Source organism: Nonomuraea sp. ATR24, from assembly GCF_041950485.1.
In the GTDB taxonomy this organism is placed as follows: Bacteria; Actinomycetota; Actinomycetes; order Streptosporangiales; family Streptosporangiaceae; genus Nonomuraea; species Nonomuraea ceibae.
Window position 1 is genome coordinate 182571 of record NZ_JBGNUU010000004.1, and the last position, 17732, is coordinate 200302.

Sequence of the window (17732 nt, forward strand, 5' to 3'; positions counted from 1 at the left end):
AATTGGGGCACGCTAGCCCCATGGTGGTCAGGAGTTGGCGGGAGGAACCCTGCACTGTTCTGCACATCGCCGGTGACCTCGACGTCTACGGCGCTCCACGGGTGCGGGCCGAGCTCGAACAGGCCCTGTCCGGCTCCGAGCCGGTCAAGCTCGTCATCGATCTGACCTCGGTCCCGTTCTGCGACTCGGTGGGGCTCGGGGTGCTGGTGGCCACGCACAACCACGTACGGCGCACGCGCGGGCGGATGATCCTGGTGCTGGCCCCCGGGATGATCAGCCACCTGCTCACGATCACCAACCTGGACCGGCACTTCGAGACGAGCCCGTCCCGGGAAGAGGCGCAGGCGGCGTTGACCACCGCCGCGTGACGGCGTGACGCGCCGGTGCGAGACGATGTCCGCATCGTTCCCGCGGTGTGGAGGCCGGCACTTGTTCGACGATTTCCCCGAGCCTGCTCGTTCCCAGCTCGTGTCCGCTTTCGAGGAGGGCAGGACCAGGCCGGAGTGGTGCTTCGTGGACGGGCGCGCACGGCTGGCGTTCTGGGCGCCGTTCCCCGGCGCCGAGCCGGTGATCACCTGGCAGTTCGAGCCGGGCCCCGACCCGGAGGTGGCCTCCCGGCTGCTGCGGCGCGGGCTGGCGACGCTCAAGCTCACCAAGATCATTCACGACATCGCGCTGCCGCCCGGCCTCACCCCCGTCGTCGACCGGGCCGTCGAGCACGAGGCGCTGCTCGGGGCCGGGTTCGCGCTGGAGGTCGAGCGGCTGATGCTCGAATGGCGGGCCGGCAGCGACCTGCCCGAGGAGCCCGGCAGGCTGCGCTACCGCCCCGCGCGCGACCTCGGCGAAGCCGAGGTGCTCGACGTGCTGATCCGCATCTCCGAAGGCTCGCTCGACCATGACACCCGGGTCGAGCTGGCCACCTCCGGCGCCGAGCACGAGGCCCGGTGGATGTACGACGACCTGATGAGCCGCAAGGCCAAGCCCGGCTGGTTCGTGATCGGCTACGCCGGCGACTCGCCCGTGGGGCTGGTGGCGCCGGACGACCACTCCATCGCCTACATCGGCGTCGTGCCCGAGCACCGGGGCCACGGCTACGTCGACGACCTGCTCGCCCACGGCACCCGCACGCTCGCCGAGGCCGGCGTCGAGCGCGTCGTCGCCGCCACCGACGTGGCCAACACCCCGACGGCCGCCGCCTTCCTCCGGGCCGGCTACGCCGAGGTCGGCCGCCTCCACCGCTACTACTGGAGGGCCTGACCGCCTCTCCCCCGGCACTTTCGGCTCTTTGACCGACGGCCATCGGCCGAAAGGCCGATCTCCCCGCCAGGGCGGCCACGCCACGATCGAGCCATGAAGCGAATCACGGCAGCGGCGGCGCTCGTGCTCACCGGTCTGACGGGCTGCGGCGTGAGCCTGGACGCGGACGAGGTCCACTCCGCACGCGCCTTCCCCCACTCCGGGACCACGCTCACGATCGAGTCGCCGATCGGCGGCCTGCGCGTCCTGCCGGCCGCCGGCCCCGGCGTCCAGGTCGACCGGTGGCTGCGCGGCAAGGCCGCCGACGACGGCAACAACTCCTGGCGGCTCGCCGACGGCACCCTGCGCCTCGACGTCGACTGCACGGTGGTGTTCGGCGACTGCGGCGCCCGCTATCACGTACGGGTGCCGCCCGGCGTGCGGCTGGTCGTCCGGGGCGGCGACGACGGCGTCATCCTGCGCGACCTGCCGCAGGACGTCGACGTGTCCACCTCGGGGCCGATCAGGGTCTACGACGCCTCGGGACGGCTGAAGCTGCGCGGCGACCACGAGGTGATCGCCGGCACCCGCCTGCGCTCGGCGGACGTCGAGGCGCGCACCACCACGGGCACGATCAACCTGACGTTCGCCGAGCGGCCCGCCGGGCTGGACGTCAGGTCACAGCACGGGCGGGTGACGGCGACCGTGCCGCGCGGCGACTACGCCGTGACCGCCAGCAGCACCCACGGCCGGGTCCGGTCCGAGCTCAAGGACGCCGGCGGCTCCCGGCACACCATCGTGGCCAGGAGCTCGACCGGCGACGTGCGGCTGGTCAGTTCTTGACCCAGACGGCCGTGTAGACGCCGTTCTCGGCGTTGACCTGGACGGGGTAGAGGCCCTTGGCGTTCAGCTGGTCGAAGCGCGACTGATAGCCGGAGGCGGTCATCCCGATGTAGTGGGCCCACGACTTCAGCCCGTCCTTGCGCCACGCTGCGGCGTAGGTGCCGTCGGGGCCCACGGCCACGCTGGTCGGCCTGTAGCCCGCGCCGACCCGCTTGTCGAACTCGGCCCGGTGCGCCGCGGCCGACTTGCCGTAGCTGAAGTACCAGCTCCCGCCCGGGTTGACCGTCCACACCGCCACGTAACGCCGGTCGCCGTCGGTGCCGTACACGTCGACGGACGACAGCACGTAGCCGTCGTCGGCGGCCTTGCGGTTGGCGGCGGCGAACTGCGCGTCGTCCAGCCCGTGCCTGGCGAAGAACTTGCCGCTCCTCTTCTCGAAGACGGCGGCGAACACCGCGTCGCTCCCCGAACCGGTGCCGGAGATCGAGATGGGCTGGTAGCCCTTCGCCAGCGCCGCGTCGAAGCGCGACTGGAGGCCGCTCGCCGACATCCCCTGGTACATCAGCCAGCCCGGCGACGAGCCCTTCTGCCACACGGCCGCGTAGCGGGGCCCCTCGGAGACGTTCACCGTCACCGGGTGGTAGCCCTGGTCGCGCAGCTTGGTGAAGTTCGCCGTCTGCTGGCTCGGCGTCGCGCCGTGGTAGGCGACGAACGCGGGCGCGGCCTGGGCCTGCGCCACGGGGGCGAGCGCCACCGCCGTGGCCAGGGCGGAGACCACGACGGCGGCCTTTCCTACAGTCCTCATGACCCTCCGATGCAGGAATCTTTACTCGTTCATGGGGGAAGGGGACCGACCCTAACAGCCGGGCCCGACGTCCCGAACCCCCACTCCGGCGATTCCCGCGGTCATGGGACGCTCAGTCGCCGTCGCCCTCCTGATCGTTGCCGTCGTCCGGGACCTGAGTGTTGACGATGTCCGGATCGTCGTCGCCGTCCCCGTCACCGTTGCCGCACGCCCCGGTCAGGCCCACGACGGCGGCCAGAGCGGCGGCCGCCACCGCGTTGCGTCTGCTCCTCATGCACACCTCCATGCCGGTTGTCGGGCGTTCCTTTATCCCGGGCGAAGACGATCTAACCTCTCTCAGGAACCTCGGGCGTGATCCAGGAGGGTTCCGGGGTCGGAAGGGGCGTCTCCGCGCCAGGCGATGTGGTGATCCGGCCGGACCAGGACATAGCGGGCGCCGTACAGCTCCAGGAGGTCGGGGCGGTGCAGGTGGTGGCGGGTGAAGGGGATGCCGCGCGCGGCGGCGGCCTCCTCCCAGGCGGCGTCCGCAGGGTCGGTGGCGATCTCCAGCAGCGTGAAACCGGGACCGAGCGCGTCGTACAGCGACCGGTCGCGGGCCTGCCAGAAGTGCGGCAGCCGCGAGCCTGGCGCGCCGGACGGGCGGTAGACGGACGTGCTCGACACGGGGGCGGGCCCGTCGTCGGCGGCGATCAGCGGCGAGCCCGCGTAGCGGGCGCCGAGCACGAAACCGAGCGTGTACGTCTCGTTGGCCTTGGTCTGCCTGATGAGCTCAGCGGCCTTGAGCCTGGCCTGCGCGCCCTCGTCGGAGTCGTCGTCGAGGCCGGGCCTGGCCAGCTCGCCGGTGAGGACGCGCATGTTCGCGGCGGCCTCGGCGATCGTGCGCTCGGCCATCGGGCGGCGCTCGGCCTCGTAGCTGTCGAGCAGCCCGGCTCCGGCCCAGCCGCGCAGCTCGGCGGCCAGCTTCCAGCCGAGGTCGACGGCGTCGCCGATGCCGGTGTTGGCGCCGAAGCCGCCCCACGGCGGGTTGAGGTGGGCGGCGTCACCGGCCAGGAAGCAGCGGCCCTCCCGGTAGCGGTCGGCCACCAGCATGCGGGCCGTCCACGGGTCGAGAAGGCGCACGTCCACGGGATGCTCGCGGCCGATCATCGTGTGCAGCGCCCGCTCCACCCACGCCGGGTCCGGGTCCTCCGGGGCGCCGATGATGATCGCCCACCAGGCGCCCTCGGTGTCGAGCGGGCCCATCAGGCCGCTGACCTCGGGATTGACCACCCAGTACTGCACGGCGGGACCGTGCGGGTGCGCCTCGGTCAGCCCCGGCGCGTGGAAGACCGCCTGCACGTTGCGCACGGCGTGGGTCTCGCCGGACAGCCGGATGCCCAGCTCGCCCCGGACGACGCCGCGCCCGCCGTCGGCGCCGACCAGGTAGCGGCCCCGGACCAGCTCGCGGCGGCCGTGCTCGTCGACGGTCTCGGCGGTGACGCCGCCCGCGTCCTGCTCGACCCGGGTCACGCTGCGGCCCCAGCGGGCCTCGACCGTGGGGCGGCGGGCCAGGGTGGCGCGCAGCGCCTCCTCCACCCGGTTCTGCCCGCACCACTGGGCCGGCTCGGCCAGCTCGTCGCGCCGCACGTCCGTCAGGCCGAAGATGCCGTCGAAGCGCTCGATGCGGTGCCCGGTCAGGCTGGCGCAGAACACCGCCGAGTCCGCCCAGCCGAACGGCAGCCGCGCGTTGTCCCGGATGTCCGCCGCCACGCCGAGCCTGCGGAAGGTCTCCATCGACCTCGGGTTGATCTGCTTGCAGCGCGGCGAGCCGTTCCCGGCCTCCGTACGCGGCTCCACGAGCACGCAGCCGATGCCGCGCGAGCCCAGCTCGTGGGCGAGCGTCAGGCCGACGAGCCCGCCGCCCGCGATGACGACCTCGGTTTCCGTCACGGGGTGTCCTTCGCTGAGGAGCCGACGATGGGCGTGCGCAGGACCCCCAGGCGCTCGACGTCGACCTCGACGACGTCGCCGGGGCCGAGCAGCCAGGGCGGCGTGCGTACGTAACCGACGCCCTCGGGGGTGCCGGTCGCGAGCACGTCGCCGGGGTGGAGGGTGAGGGTGCGGCTGATCAGCGACAGCACCTCGCCCACCTCGAAGATCATGTCCTTGGTGTTGCCGTCCTGCACCAGCGTGCCGTTGACGCGGGTGCGCAGCCGCAGCCCGTCACGCAGGTCGCCGACCTCGTCGGCGGTGACCAGCGGGCCGAGCGGGCCGGTGCGGTCGCCGTTCTTGCCGAGCGTCCACTGCGTGGTCAGCTTCTGGGCGCGCCGGGCGGTGAGGTCGTTGAAGGCCGAGTAGCCGAGGACCGCGGCCCGCGCGGTGTCGGCGTCGGCCTCGCGCAGGGGCGCGCCGACGTACGCGGCGATCTCGCCCTCCCAGTCGAGCCCGGCCTCGTCGGCGGGCACCGGCGCGGGCACCCCGCCGACGCTCAGCGACGCGGTCCAGCGCCCGAACAGCGTCGGATGCTCCGGTACGGCGAACGCGCCCTCGGCGGCGTGGGCCCGGTAGTTCAGCCCGACGCAGATGACCCGGGCACCGGCAGGCACCGGCGGGACGAGCTCCACCTCACCAGCGGCCACGGGCGCGCCGGGCTCGGCGGCGAGCGAGCGCGCGGTGTCGGCCCAGAACGCGTCCACCTCGGCGATCGGCCGCACCTCGGCGCCGTCGAGGCCCTTGTCCAGGTCGCCGTCCAGGCGGGCCACCCACGGCCGCCCGTTGATGATCACTCCAACGAGTTTCACCGCGCCTCCTCGCGCACCAGCCGCACGTCGAACTCCAGCTCCTCGAACGGCGTGTCCATCCCCCACCGCTCGTCCGGGCCCTCCCGCCGCACCGGCTCACGGACCAGCTCGGGCTTGACCGCGTAGGCGGCGTCGGAGTCGAGGTACGGGTCGCCCGCCAGGAACACGTGCGTGGTCAGCGTCCGGTAGCCGGGCGCCGACACCTGGAGGTGCACGTGCGCGGGGCGCATCGGGTGCCGTCCGATCGCCCGGAGCAGCCGGCCCGCGGTGCCGTCGACCGGCACCGGGTAGCTGCTGGGCCGGATCGTGCGGAACCAGTAGCCGCCGTCGGGGCCGGCGGTCAGCAGGGCGCGCAGGTTGCCCAGCTCCTGCTCCTCGTCCTGGCTGTCGTACAGGCCGGCGTCATCGGCCTGCCAGACGTCCACGAGCGCGCCCGGCACGGGCGTGCCGTCGGTGCCGAGCACCCGGCCGTGCACCACGGCCGGGGTGCCGCGCTCGCGCTCCGGGCCGGTGGCGATCCAGTCGCCGAGCTCGCGCGCCGGGGCCGGCGAGTGGAACGGGCCCTGCACCGAGGAGGGCGTCATGCCCTCGGGGCCGGCGTGGTTCACGTCGTCGACGGCGGTGGTCAGACCCAGCATGTCCGACAGCAGGATGAACTCGTTGCGGTGCGGCCCGCACCACCGCTGCCCGGTCTCGGCCAGGAAGTCCAGCCCGGCGAGCCACTCCCGCTCGGTGGGGCGCACCTCGGCGACGAAGGCGTGCAGGTGGGAGATCAGCGACGAGACGATCTCGTTGACCCGATCGTCGGTCCCGTCGACGCCGTTCAGCACCTGCTGGAGTAACGGATCGCTCGGCATCAAAACACCCGTACCTTTCGAAGGTTTGTCAACGCTGGAGCGTAGCGCGATCTGCTACTTTTGTCCGGTGGTTTCCCCATTGACGCGGGCCGAAGCCCTCGCCGCCGACATCGAAGCCATGATCACCGAACGGGGTCTCGGGCCCGGTGACCTGATCGGCACCATGGAGGAGTTCCGCGACCGCTCCGGGTTCGGCCGCGCCACCATCAGCGAGGCGGTGCGCCTCCTCAGCGACCGAGGCAGCGTCCACATCCGCCCCGGCCGGGGCGGCGGCCTGTTCGTCGCCGAACCCAACCCCGTCGTCCGGCTCCGGCACACCCTGCTCACCGTCCGCCGCGAGCCCACCACCGTGGCCGACGCGATCGCCGTACGCGAGTCGCTGGAGCCCCTGATCGCCGCCGACGCCGCCCGCCACCGCACGTCCGCCGACGTCACGGCGCTGCGCCGGCTCGTGGCGCGGCTCAGGAAGTCGACAGGCGACGCCGAACGCTTCCTGCGCGCCAACTGGGCCCTGCACGAGCGCATCGCCCAGATCAGCCCGAACCCGCTGGCCAAGGCCGTCTACCAGAGCATGACGCGGTGCATCGCCGACCTGTCCACCGGAGCCGGGGCCACCCACCCCGCCGGCTACCTGGACGAACGGGCCGAGATCCACGCCGAGCTGGTCGAGGCGATCGCGGCCGGCGACGTCGACCGCACCGCCGCCGCCGTAACCCGCCACCGCGGCCCCTGACCCGCCGCGTCGTAGGCCCGGCGGGCCCGCCGAGCTCATCCGTGAAGCCGGAGCCCGCCCCTCTCACACACAGAAGTACAGTTCTGAGAACTGTACTTCTGTATCTTCGTGCGCCTCAGCAGGTGCGGAGCATGTTGAGCAGGGCCGTGCGCTCGTTGCGGGTCACGAAGAGCCGGTAGTGCCGCTTCACGGTGATCCACGAGGTCGCGTACCGGCACCAGTACGCGCGCCGCGGCGGGCGCCAGCTCTGCGGGCCCTGGCCGCCCTTGGCGATGTTGGAGGAGTGGCTGACCGTGAGCAGTTCGGGGCGGCGCAGGTCGTTGGCGAAGGCGCGGCGCTTGGCCTGGCTCCACCGCTTGGCCCCGGAGCGCCAGGCGTAGGAGAGCGGCACGACGTGGTCGACGTCCACGTACTTCTCGCTCTTGAGCCACTTGCCGTCGTACGGGCTGTACCAGCGGCCCTTGACGGGGTGGCAGGCGGCGTTGCGGCGGACGCGGCGCCCGTCACGGGCCAGGACCGTCTCCCGTACGCTGCACGTGCCCTTGTGGTGCGCCCACCGGGGCTGGAACCGCTTGCGGCTGTAGCCGCGGATGGATAACGGCCGGGCGACCTTGAGCTGGGCCAGCATCCGCCGGGCCGACGCCTCGGCGGTCGAGCGCTTACGGGGCTCGGCCGACGCCGGGAGGGCGGCGACGGCCGGGAGGAACAGGAGGGCGAGCGTGGCGACGCACGCCGCCCGCCGCAGGATGATCAAGGTTCGACCCATGCCCCGTGGCATCCCCCGCTTGGGGCGGCGCTATTCCGCCCGGTCACAACATCAGGACGAGCTGGGCCGCGATGGCCACGTCCACCACCCCGCACCACTCGGCGAAAGAGCGGGCCACGACCTTGTCCATCTTCAGGTGGACGAAGTCCCAGACCCCGTGGAAGAACCAGCCGGCGGCCACGAGGTAGCGGCCCAGATCCGGGTCGACCGCGAGCCCGGCCAGCGCCAGCCCGCCGAACACCAGCATGCCCAGCGCCTGGACGCGGAACGTCCCGTCGCGCCGGAGCTGCCCGTCCACCGCGCCCCACACCAGCACGACCAGCGCGATCGCGGTGATGACGGCCGCGGGCTGGATCACGTCCAGCGCCCGCAGGCCGACGACGCCGACGATGCCGATCCCCAGCCCGGGCCAGGTCGCCGCGCGCCGTCGCAGCTTGGCCACCACCAGGTAGAGCAGCGGGAGGAGCATGAGGGCGTGAGCGAGACCGGCGACGCCGTCGCCGGACGACGACCCGCCGAACGTCAGCGCTGTCGCCGCCAGCGCCAGCGCCGTCGGCCAGCGCCGCAACAGCCAGGAGATCCACTTCGGGGCGCCGTTCACGGGTGAGCTCCGTCGGTACGGAGTGGGGGTATCCATGAGGACCACTCTGGAGGAGCCGCACAGGTGTCAGTAGTGCCGGAACCGCAGGTGAGCGCATGGGGATGTCACGCCTCGACATGACATCTGTCATGTCGCCCCGGGCGCTCCCGTTCAGTCCGGGCGCGACCGGAGCCGAGCTCTGGGCCTGGCCGTCCGCGTGGCGGGCCGCCGATAGGGGCTTCTGGAGACGCTCGCGCCGCTACCTCGGGTCGAGTGCGCGCGTCATCCAGATCGAGTCGCCGTGCTCGGCGTCCTCGGTGACGCGGCCACTGGGGTGGAACCCGAGCTTCTCAAGGACGCGGAACGAGGGCGCGTTCCACTCCCGCACGGTCGCCCAGAGCCGTCGCCGCCCCGTCCGGACCGCCGCCTCCAGGACCGCACGGGCGGCTTCCGTCGCGTACCCATGACCGTGCGCCCGCCGCGCCAGCTCGTACGCGATCTCGGGTTCGTCGAAGGACGCCTGGCCGACGATCAGCCCGCAGTACCCGATGAACTCCCCGGTGTCCCGCAGCTCGACCGGGAACAACCCGAGCCCGGGCTCCGCTCCCCGCGGATCGTCCACGATCCGGCCGCGAAGGTCCTCGACCGTCGGCCGCCCCTCGTCGTCGACCCGCCGCGCCGACGGCACCCGGGGATCCCGCTCCAGCCACAACCCGTGGTAGCCCTCGGCATCCGACGGCACCCAGGCCCGCAACCGCAACCGCTCGGTCACCAGCTCAGCCGGCAGATCCCCATAAGTCCCCACCCGCCCAACCTAAACCAGCACCACGCAGCCAGAACGTTCGGGCCAGTCGTAGTGATGGCTCCTCAAATGCTGCGAGAGCAGCTCGGAATCCGCCACGCTTCTGATGTCGCGCCGGCACGAGGAAGGACAAGCGATGAGCCCAGGACGCAACTGGCGTGAGGCCAAGGCGGAAGCGCACCGGCTGTACCCCGAACTGGCCGACCCCCAGCGGCAGGCCGCCGCCGATGCGCACCTGGATGCCTACATGGCCGGCCACCAGCGCGAGTCCGCCGAGAAGACGCAACCCGCGCTTGGGACCTCACAAGCACGCGTACCTGATTCCACGGCACGGGCGAACGCCAAGAGGGACCGCCCCGCGTGACGCATCGGCGGTCTGGGGTTTGGGGGGCTGTGCCCCCCAATATGCACGCCTGAGCTCGTCGGCGCGAAGCGCCTCGCCGGCGAAGGCCCTGCCTTTGGGCGCCTACTTGAGGAGTTGCCTGGCCATGACCATGCGCTGGATCTGGTTGGTGCCCTCGTAGATCTGGGTGATCTCCGACGCCCCGCGCAACCAACTGGGGAATCCCGACGATCAGGAGGCTGACAAGGGATTACGGCTGGGGCTGGTTCTCGTCGTCTCTCATTGATTCTGGCGCCCCCACGGAACAGTGACGGAACGGGGAAGGGCACGCACTGGAAGCGACCGTACCCGCGTAGAAGCCGCTCACATCATCCTCAGGACTACACCTCAACATGATCCGTGTCGGCAGTCGGCGACCTGCGGATCGCAGAACTCCTTCTCGGCAAGCGACTCAAACCCAGAGCCGGCGGCCCGATCGCCGTCAGCGCGGCTAAAACGTCCTTGCAGATCTAAACAGTCGGCTACCGTCACAAGCATGATCCCCAGGATGGAGATGCCACGCTCCTCTTCGCGGCGCAGCCCAGAGTGGCCGGAACCCGTGGACCGCCTTTCGGCCGCTGGGGCGCTATTCCAGGAGCGGCCACCCCTGCGGAAGCTGACCGTTCTCGTGGATGCGGACACCCTTGCACTCGATAATCCTCCCGAGTGGAATCGATCTTTGATTTTAAAGGGGCTCCTCACACACCCCTACATAGCCCGCTATTGGTATGCGGACGAGGGTCCACCTGCCGAAGCGACCCGCGTGAGCATGGAACTCTGGACTGGTCTCAAGGACTGGGCTGTCCTGGGAAAACGCGATGAGGACGGCTTCGCTCAGCCCGTCTCCTACGCGAACGAGCACCAGATCCACTACGGCGCCGTCGTAGGCAACGCGGCCGAGGTGGCCCGCTCACACACGCAGGCGAAGGCCTACCGACAACTCCCTCCCGAGGAGGCGGCCGAGAAAAGAGAAGCCGACGCCCTTGCTGTGAGCGTGGCCGAGGTCATCGGTGCGGACATCTTCGTCACCCATCGCCCCTACGTGACCGAAAGCAAATGGGCGAGGAACTCGGGCCTCACCATCTGCGACGTGGATGAGTGCCTCGCGCTTGTAGGGCTCTTTCTGCGATCACAGCATGAGCACCTCTATTGGAGATCTCCAGACGGCACGGGGACCTGCCAAATGAACCGCGGTTTGTTCTTCTGGGTAGGCACGCGCGAACTGGTGCCATCGGCATGGCGCTGGTTCTACGCCTGCGTTCAGCATTCCTTCGGTACTGGCGACGATGTACTGTCCTACCTGGGTGGCTCCGTTCTCCAGCGAGTAGAACGTGCGCTCCAGGCACGGGACGATGTACACAGGGCGCTCAACCAACCCCAGAACAACGACACGGCAGACGCGGCACTGGCCAGTCTGGACACAGTCCTCCTCCTACTGATGGGCGCTCTGGATGCAGCCGCACGAGTAGCGCACACAGTCTTGGCCATGGCCTCGGACAAGCTACACACCGCCGCATGGCATCAGAAGAACTGGCAAAGGGAACTCAAGAAGGCATGTCCCAAGCTGGCCTCCCTTGTGACCAACGACAGCCCGGGTCAGCACGTGCTGACAATCCTCAAGCACCTGCGCAACTCGGTGCATGGCTCCGCGCTGCAAGCGCTCAGCTTCCGCAAGGGAGCCGAACCGCTCCAAACCCTCCTGGGCCTTCCCAAAGCGCAGATGGCTGAGATCCGCGCCGCTATGAGAGCCTTGGGTGGCGAGAAGCTATGGGGCATGAGCCACGCGCTTCCAGATCGACCCCATGTAGACCCGGGAACGCTGCTGGAGAGACTGCTCCCTCTTGTGTTGGAACTGATTAACGGTCTAATGGACGAGACACCTGTCGAGAACCTCTCTCACGTGAACCTCCGTCCGGAGAACGTGAAACCTCCGGAGAAGGGTCCCGACGACCCCTTCCATGAGCGGACCCGCCTCAGCATCCGCTGGCAGCTCGGCTTCTAGCACCACATCAGGCCCGCCCATCGGCAGCCTGTCGAATTCTGACCTCAAGCTCGTTCAGAGGCCTGTATAGCCCACAAAAGGCCCTCGGGACGATGCCGCTTGGCCCTTTACCTGGAGCGCGGTCAATAGGAGTCGAATCCCTAACGTTCTGAGCCGTAGCCAATTCCAGCTTGTCCGCTATCATTCAGAGACGCCTCGAGGCGCTGGTCACGCGCGTTGATCGCACAGTTCGAGTCCGTACATATACCAGGCCGTCCAGGCCGGGCGTTAGCAAAACCGTAGCGAGATCGGTCAGCAGAGGACGCTTCCGCCAGCGTAGTCGTCACGTTAGCCGCCACGAATGGCGACCGCCGAGGTAGGCAACCGTCACCGCATCAGCTAATCGAAACTTAGGCTAGGAGGAGCGGCCGTCCCCTCGGCCTGAGCAGCCCACATGGTCATCCCGTACATGCCCCGGGCTCATCAGAGCATCCGCCAAACTCGGCTTGGTTCAACTTGTGGGCTTCTGTCCGAGAGGAGGTAGCAGGCCCTCCCATCCTTCCCGACGTACTTGGTCGCGTATGGTCGGGGCGGTGAGGACCTGATGGATTACCTCAAGTGCGGACTGCTCTAGCCCTTCATCATTGATCTTGAAATGAGCTGGCGCAACCTCACGGTTCGCCCACCGAGTCTCGTAGCCTCCTACCTTGCCAGTGCGAAAATTCCGCCGCGAGTCCGGCATCCGATCGATGAGCCGAAATCGGTGAAGCATGTCGGCGCTCCGCCAGGTAGTACGGGTGATTCTGAAAATTTCCTTGCGCATCTCGGCGGTGAGGAATATCCCGTCTTCGGCGTGCCGCTGAGGAAAACTGGAACGCAGGAACGACAGCAGCAGGAATGTTGCCAGTTCGGTGTCAGTCAGTGCAAAGACCCATAGGTTGGTGAAGAATTTCCGGGGTAAGGGGATGCCTCGATCGGGCACGGTGTAGCGGGGGTACTCCTCAGGAGTGCTGCCTTCGGACAGCAACTGGAGATCGTTGTAGCGGCGTCGCCGACCGCCGGGATCGCGGGGGATGATCAGCAAGCGGTGCTCCTCCAAAGCGCGCAGCGCTTCGGTGAGCTGCCGGGCCCGCAGGTCTCCCGGGCCGCGGCCAGTGCCCCGGGTGGGGTCGGTTGCGGTCAGCATGAGCTGGCGCCAGGATGCATACTTCTCGTCCGCGTGCGGCGTGATGTGCCGGACGTTGCGGACCTGCTCGCCAAGCGTGTGCCGGCATTGAGCGTCGAAGAGCAACAGCAGTTCCAGTCGGAGTTGCACTCCCTTCGACTTGACCAGGCGGGGAAGGGCTGGATCGCGGTTGTCTCCGGGTAAGACCACCATGAAGGCCGGCCGGATGTAAATCCATTCGGGTCGGCGCCCCGCCCGCGTACTTCCCTTCTCGCCGCCGTGCTGCCACAGATGTTCTAGGTTGCTGCGGACGACATCGGCCAGCGGGCGGGTACCACCGTCAGAGGCACCTCGCAAGCTGGTGACGTGAGTAATGCGCGCTGTCTCCCGGGACATGGCAGGGGGCGCATTCATCGCTTGCTCCGAAGGGTGGTCACGTACTGCGTCAGGTGCCGTAGGACACTGAGGTAGTGGCGCCTGGTCGCGGGCGTCCGAGCCATCAGGGCAGCCACAGCTACCAGGACAACGCCGATGGTGACCACGGTCACCGGAAGGGCGAGGACCATCGCGGTCCACCCTAGGCGGCCGGCCATATCGGACATGGAGAACCTCCAGAGATTAGGCGGAACGCTTCACCGGGCTTCGTCATGCTCTGCGGGGGTGAGCCTTCCTGTGGACTGCGCCGTACGGCGCTGCTATTGCCAGGATCGACCGTCGTCCCTGCCTTTGTCGCGCTCGCCCATGGGACCTGGTTCACCTCTCAACGACCACAAAGGTCCTTGTCCCGCCAGTACGCCACCTCCTCCGGATCGGTGCCGCTACATTCCAGCCCGACGGCCTCGCATGCCAACAGGACAGCCAACTCGTAGGCAGCCTGAGCATCTCCATCTTCAGCCTGCTTGAGTCGTCGGCTACCCAAACGCCCCCAACTGCCTGGTATGCGTTCATCAAGCGGTGAGGTCCTCCGCGAAGGGCCTTCTCCAGGAGCCGGCTCCAAGACGTCATCCGCGATCGGGGCGCCCGCGGGTTCCCCGCCGCTACCGTGCATCGCGACGTAAAGCTGCGACGCGGATAAGTCGCCCTCCTCCTCCGCCTTCGCGGCCCGCCAGAGCTGACCGAACTCCCTCACCAGGGACTCTTGGGGAGCAATGTCGAGATTCGACTTGACGGCGATGCGGTGGCACACAACCACCAGCATGCGGACAAGCAACCAGTCGGGAGTCCTCTTGGACTTCCCACTGATGAGGTCACAAGCGGTGGCTCGCGGGAGATGTCGGAGCCAGTCACCGTCTTCCTCATCCGCCTCGGCGATGACGCGTTCAGCTTCCCTGGAGAGCATCTGATACGACGGCTGACCCGCTTCGACGTAGTACAGCTTTCTCATCCGCGTCGCAAGCAACGCTAGGCGGGTACCGCCTGGGCTGGCTCCATTCATGATCCAACCTGTTCAGGATCGTGTGCCCATTGCGGGCGGAAGGGGTTAGGCCGAGACGGAGGAAGGTGCACTCCACCCTCGAGCCCGAGAAGTAACTATGGTCCCACAGGTCAGGCTCGTAGAGGTTCACCACGCCGCGCCCGACATACCCGAGTTGATCTAATCGCCCCGATGCTTCCGGATACGTCCGCTCGCATCCGGAGCATCGGCCTGGGCGTCCGGAGAGGACTCGTCCACATCCGGGTTTGATCAACGTTGAGTGCGTCCGGCTTACGCTCTGCTACTCGTACTCTCATGAAATTCCGCATAGCGCCCAGAGGCAGCAAATGCTGGGCCATCACCCAAGAGGGGAATGAGGCGTGAGCAAGGCAAACCTCATCTGGTGGGCCATCGTGGGCGCCCTGCTCTCACTCTTGATCGGCGTTGCCGGTTCCCTGCTTGCCCTGGGCAACGGGGACGCGGTCGTCGAAGCCATCATCTTCGGCGCGAAGGCTGCCGGCGGATGCACAGGACTATGGATCGCAGCCACTGCTGCCATACATGCGGTGCTCAAGCGGTAGGCCGCGGTCACGTCACACATGGATGGCCGACAGGAAACCACTCTGCCCGCTTCCTAACCCACGGAACGGGTACGGAACAGTGATCCTTTTGGCAGCGCGCCAGAACTGAGACACCCTCGCTTGCAGCTTCACGCAGGCGGGGGTATCCCAGTTCAGGGCCTACTTGAGGAGCTGCCTGGCCATGACCATGCGCTGGATCTGGTTGGTGCCCTCGTAGATCTGCGTGATCTTGGCGTCGCGCATCATGCGTTCCACCGGGAAGTCCTTCGTGTACCCGTACCCGCCCAGCATCTGCACCGCGTCGGTGGTGATCTCCATGGCGGCGTCCGAGGCCGCGCACTTGGCGGCGCTGGACAGGAACGTGAGGTCCTTCTGCGGCTTGCCGTGCATGGCGAGCTCGGACTTGGCCGCCGCGTGGTAGGTGAGCTGCCGGGCGGCCTCCAGCTTCATCGCCATGTCGGCCAGCATGAACTGCAGCCCCTGGAAGTCCGCCACGGGCCGGCCGAACTGCTTGCGCTCCTTGACGTAGCCCACGGCGTAGTCGAGGGCTCCCTGGGCGATGCCGAGCGCCTGGGCGGCGATGGTGACGCGCGTGTGGTCGAGGGTGGCCAGGGCGGTCTTGAAGCCGGTTCCGGGTTCGCCGATCATGCGGGATTCGGGGATGCGGACGTTCTCGAGGATGACCTGGCGGGTGGGTGACGCCTTGATGCCGAGCTTGCGCTCCTTGGGGCCGAAGGAGACGCCTTCGTCGGACTTTTCCACGACGAAGGCGGAGATTCCGCGCGCCCCGGCGGACGGGTCGGTCACGGCCATGACGGTGTAGTACTCGGACACGCCGGCGTTGGTGATCCACATCTTGGTGCCGTTGAGGACGTAGTGGTCACCGTCCTTGACGGCGCGGGTCTTCATGGCGGCGGCGTCGGATCCGGCTTCCGGCTCGGAGAGCGCGTACGAGAACATCGCCTCGCCGGTGGCGACGGGGCGGAGGTATGCGGACTTCAGCTCCTCCGACGCCGACAGCAGCAGCGGGACGGTGCCGAGCTTGTTGACGGCGGGGATCAGCGAGGAGGAGGCGCACGCGCGGGCGACCTCCTCGATGACGATGACCGCGGCGAGGGCGTCGGCCCCGGCTCCGCCGTAGGACTCAGGTACGTGGACGGCGTGCAGGTCGGCGGCGACCAGGGCTTTGTAGACGTCCCAGGGGAACTCCTCGTTCTCGTCCGCCTCGGCGGCACGCGGGGCGATCTTCTCGTCGGCGAGGGCCCTGACCGTGTCCCTGAGCATGTCGTGCTCTTCGGCGGGCGCGTACAGAGGAAAGTCCATACAGAGATACTAGGACGTCCGAGCATCTTGTTACCAGTCGGTACGGTTTGCGGGGTATGCCCAGGTGGCACGAAGGGGGTAGCCAAGAGCCGGTAGCATGCCACGGCGATCGAAAGGAGTTCACTCGTGCCATATCGCCTCACGGTGATCGGGACCGGTTACCTGGGCATCACCCATGCGGCCTGCATGGCTGATCTCGGATACGACGTCCTCGGCCTCGACATCGACGCCGACAAGATCCGCCGTCTCAACAACGGTGAGCTCCCGATCCACGAGCCCGGCCTGGAGCCGGTGCTGCGCCGGGGGCTCGAATCCGGCCGGCTTCGGTTCACCACCTCCTACGAGGAGGTGGGCGCTTTCGGCGACGTGCACTTCGTGTGCGTCGGCACCCCGCAGAAACGCGGCGAGTACGCCGCCGACGTGTCCTACACGGACGCCGCGATCGAGTCGCTGGCCCCCTACCTCGACCGTGAGTGCCTGGTGGTCGGCAAGTCGACCGTGCCGGTGGGCACCGCGGGACGGCTGGCCGACAAGCTCGCCATGCTGGCCCCGGCCGGGACCCAGGCCGAGCTCGCCTGGAACCCCGAGTTCCTGCGCGAGGGCTTCGCGGTCCAGGACACGCTCCACCCCGACCGGATCGTGATCGGCGTACGCAGCGAGCGGGCCGAGAAGATGCTGCGCGAGGTGTACGAGCCGCTGGGCGAGGTGCCGATGGTCGTCACCGACTTCCCCACGGCCGAGCTCGTCAAGACGGCGGCCAACTCCTTCCTGGCCACCAAGATCTCCTTCATCAACGCGATGGCCGAGGTGTGCGAGGCCGCCCACGCCGACGTGCAGCAGCTCTCGCTGGCCCTGTCGTACGACGACCGCATCGGCGGGCGCTACCTCAACCCGGGGCTCGGCTTCGGCGGCGGCTGCCTGCCCAAGGACATCAGGGCGTTCATGGCGCGGGCCGGCGAGCTGGGCGCGGACCAGGCGCTGACGTTCCTGCGCGAGGTCGACGCGATCAACATGCGCCGCCGGGCGCGGATGGTGGACCTGGCCAGGGAGCTGGCCGGCGGCTCGTTCCGGGGCTGCACGGTGGGCGTGCTCGGCGCGGCCTTCAAGCCGAACTCCGACGACATCCGCGACTCACCGGCGCTGGACGTCGCCGTGACGATCGGGCACCAGGGCGGCCAGGTCACGGTCTACGACCCGATCGCGCTGGACAACGCGCGCAAGGCGCACCCGGAGCTCAACTACGGCGCGTCGGCGGTGGAGGCGGTGCGCGGGGCGCACGTCGTGCTGCTGCTGACCGAGTGGGACGAGTTCGTGGCCCTCGACCCGGAGGAGCTCGGCTCGGTCGTGGCCACGCGCAGGATCGTCGACGGGCGCAACGCGCTCAACGCCGAGGCGTGGCGCTCGGCGGGCTGGCACTACCGGGCTCTCGGCCGCCCCTGAGACCTCCGGCGCGCCACTCACGCAGCGCGCCGGGTACGTGGTGT

Annotated in this window: 18 protein-coding genes; 7 read left to right on the forward strand and 11 right to left on the reverse strand. The window is 69.0% G+C overall.

What is annotated here, in order from left to right; translation table 11 throughout:
- Positions 1-20 precede the first annotated feature (20 nt).
- The 3 genes from ACBI99_RS11860 to ACBI99_RS11870 all read left to right on the forward strand — a co-directional run bounded on the left by ACBI99_RS11860 (position 21) and on the right by ACBI99_RS11870 (position 2079).
- Positions 21-368 carry an STAS domain-containing protein gene (locus ACBI99_RS11860; RefSeq protein WP_219499721.1) on the forward strand — a complete coding sequence of 116 codons (348 nt, stop codon included), beginning with the start codon at positions 21-23 and terminating at the stop codon, positions 366-368.
- Positions 369-429: 61 nt separating this feature from the next.
- Entirely contained in the window at positions 430-1257 is an 828-nt protein-coding gene (locus ACBI99_RS11865) for a GNAT family N-acetyltransferase (protein ID WP_357584074.1), read from the forward strand.
- Between the two features lie 93 nt (positions 1258-1350).
- Positions 1351-2079, forward strand: a complete 729-nt coding sequence (locus ACBI99_RS11870; RefSeq protein WP_219499725.1) for a DUF4097 domain-containing protein — start codon at positions 1351-1353, stop codon at positions 2077-2079.
- On the opposite strand, the gene ACBI99_RS11875 is transcribed toward ACBI99_RS11870, so the two are convergent.
- The 5 genes from ACBI99_RS11875 to ACBI99_RS11895 form a co-directional block, all read right to left on the reverse strand.
- Positions 2069-2884: a hypothetical protein gene (locus ACBI99_RS11875; RefSeq protein ID WP_219499727.1), complete on the reverse strand. Its 816-nt coding sequence runs from the start codon at positions 2882-2884 to the stop codon at positions 2069-2071. The two genes, ACBI99_RS11870 and ACBI99_RS11875, sit on opposite strands and share 11 nt — an antisense overlap.
- A 112-nt stretch (positions 2885-2996) precedes the next feature.
- Complete coding sequence (locus ACBI99_RS11880; protein ID WP_357584078.1) at positions 2997-3158, reverse strand: hypothetical protein; 162 nt, start codon at positions 3156-3158, stop codon at positions 2997-2999.
- Between the two features lie 62 nt (positions 3159-3220).
- Positions 3221-4813: an FAD-dependent monooxygenase gene (locus ACBI99_RS11885; RefSeq protein ID WP_375072297.1), complete on the reverse strand. Its 1593-nt coding sequence runs from the start codon at positions 4811-4813 to the stop codon at positions 3221-3223.
- Positions 4810-5664 carry a fumarylacetoacetate hydrolase family protein gene (locus tag ACBI99_RS11890; RefSeq protein ID WP_219499733.1) on the reverse strand — a complete coding sequence of 285 codons (855 nt, stop codon included), beginning with the start codon at positions 5662-5664 and terminating at the stop codon, positions 4810-4812. Before ACBI99_RS11890 ends, ACBI99_RS11885 begins: the two co-directional genes overlap by 4 nt.
- Complete coding sequence (locus tag ACBI99_RS11895) at positions 5661-6521, reverse strand: dioxygenase (protein ID WP_219499735.1); 861 nt, start codon at positions 6519-6521, stop codon at positions 5661-5663. Before ACBI99_RS11895 ends, ACBI99_RS11890 begins: the two co-directional genes overlap by 4 nt.
- Positions 6522-6588: 67 nt before the next feature.
- Between ACBI99_RS11895 and ACBI99_RS11900 the strand changes: the two genes are divergently transcribed.
- Entirely contained in the window at positions 6589-7254 is a 666-nt protein-coding gene (locus ACBI99_RS11900) for a FadR/GntR family transcriptional regulator (RefSeq protein ID WP_375072298.1), read from the forward strand.
- A gap of 115 nt (positions 7255-7369) precedes the next feature.
- Here ACBI99_RS11900 and ACBI99_RS11905 read toward each other — a convergent pair whose 3' ends face one another.
- From ACBI99_RS11905 to ACBI99_RS11915, 3 genes are all read right to left on the reverse strand, one after another.
- Positions 7370-8020, reverse strand: coding sequence for an HNH endonuclease family protein (locus tag ACBI99_RS11905; protein ID WP_219499737.1), 651 nt, complete (start codon positions 8018-8020; stop codon positions 7370-7372).
- A gap of 43 nt (positions 8021-8063) precedes the next feature.
- On the reverse strand, positions 8064-8621 hold the full coding sequence (locus tag ACBI99_RS11910) for a hypothetical protein (RefSeq protein ID WP_308125587.1): 558 nt from the start codon (positions 8619-8621) through the stop codon (positions 8064-8066).
- Between the two features lie 238 nt (positions 8622-8859).
- Positions 8860-9405: a GNAT family N-acetyltransferase gene (locus ACBI99_RS11915; protein WP_375072299.1), complete on the reverse strand. Its 546-nt coding sequence runs from the start codon at positions 9403-9405 to the stop codon at positions 8860-8862.
- 875 nt (positions 9406-10280) lie between these two features.
- Here ACBI99_RS11915 and ACBI99_RS11920 point away from each other — a divergent pair.
- Positions 10281-11786 (forward strand): hypothetical protein, encoded by a 1506-nt coding sequence (locus ACBI99_RS11920; RefSeq protein ID WP_375072300.1) that lies wholly within the window; start codon positions 10281-10283, stop codon positions 11784-11786.
- A 490-nt stretch (positions 11787-12276) separates the two neighbouring features.
- Here ACBI99_RS11920 and ACBI99_RS11925 read toward each other — a convergent pair whose 3' ends face one another.
- Complete coding sequence (locus ACBI99_RS11925) at positions 12277-13344, reverse strand: hypothetical protein (RefSeq protein ID WP_375072301.1); 1068 nt, start codon at positions 13342-13344, stop codon at positions 12277-12279.
- A 346-nt stretch (positions 13345-13690) separates the two neighbouring features.
- Complete coding sequence (locus ACBI99_RS11930; protein ID WP_375072302.1) at positions 13691-14314, reverse strand: hypothetical protein; 624 nt, start codon at positions 14312-14314, stop codon at positions 13691-13693.
- A 410-nt stretch (positions 14315-14724) separates the two neighbouring features.
- Here ACBI99_RS11930 and ACBI99_RS11935 point away from each other — a divergent pair, with 410 nt between their 5' ends.
- Complete coding sequence (locus ACBI99_RS11935) at positions 14725-14925, forward strand: hypothetical protein (protein ID WP_375072303.1); 201 nt, start codon at positions 14725-14727, stop codon at positions 14923-14925.
- A gap of 159 nt (positions 14926-15084) precedes the next feature.
- On the opposite strand, the gene ACBI99_RS11940 is transcribed toward ACBI99_RS11935, so the two are convergent.
- Positions 15085-16248, reverse strand: coding sequence for an acyl-CoA dehydrogenase family protein (locus tag ACBI99_RS11940; protein ID WP_219499742.1), 1164 nt, complete (start codon positions 16246-16248; stop codon positions 15085-15087).
- Between the two features lie 126 nt (positions 16249-16374).
- Here ACBI99_RS11940 and ACBI99_RS11945 point away from each other — a divergent pair, with 126 nt between their 5' ends.
- Positions 16375-17688, forward strand: coding sequence for a UDP-glucose/GDP-mannose dehydrogenase family protein (locus ACBI99_RS11945; RefSeq protein ID WP_364173150.1), 1314 nt, complete (start codon positions 16375-16377; stop codon positions 17686-17688).
- Positions 17689-17732: the final 44 nt, after the last annotated feature.

Excerpts from the sequence above, each read along its gene's own strand:
- ACBI99_RS11860 (WP_219499721.1), top strand. The coding sequence starts at position 21 with ATGGTGGTCAGGAGTTGGCGGGAGGAACCCTGCACTGTTCTGCACATC.
- ACBI99_RS11870 (WP_219499725.1), top strand. The coding sequence starts at position 1,351 with ATGAAGCGAATCACGGCAGCGGCGGCGCTCGTGCTCACCGGTCTGACG.
- ACBI99_RS11875 (WP_219499727.1), bottom strand. The coding sequence starts at position 2,884 with ATGAGGACTGTAGGAAAGGCCGCCGTCGTGGTCTCCGCCCTGGCCACG.
- ACBI99_RS11880 (WP_357584078.1), bottom strand. The coding sequence starts at position 3,158 with ATGAGGAGCAGACGCAACGCGGTGGCGGCCGCCGCTCTGGCCGCCGTC.
- ACBI99_RS11895 (WP_219499735.1), bottom strand. The coding sequence starts at position 6,521 with ATGCCGAGCGATCCGTTACTCCAGCAGGTGCTGAACGGCGTCGACGGG.
- ACBI99_RS11905 (WP_219499737.1), bottom strand. The coding sequence starts at position 8,020 with ATGGGTCGAACCTTGATCATCCTGCGGCGGGCGGCGTGCGTCGCCACG.
- ACBI99_RS11920 (WP_375072300.1), top strand. The coding sequence starts at position 10,281 with ATGATCCCCAGGATGGAGATGCCACGCTCCTCTTCGCGGCGCAGCCCA.
- ACBI99_RS11925 (WP_375072301.1), bottom strand. The coding sequence starts at position 13,344 with ATGAATGCGCCCCCTGCCATGTCCCGGGAGACAGCGCGCATTACTCAC.
- ACBI99_RS11930 (WP_375072302.1), bottom strand. The coding sequence starts at position 14,314 with ATGAGAAAGCTGTACTACGTCGAAGCGGGTCAGCCGTCGTATCAGATG.
- ACBI99_RS11940 (WP_219499742.1), bottom strand. The coding sequence starts at position 16,248 with ATGGACTTTCCTCTGTACGCGCCCGCCGAAGAGCACGACATGCTCAGG.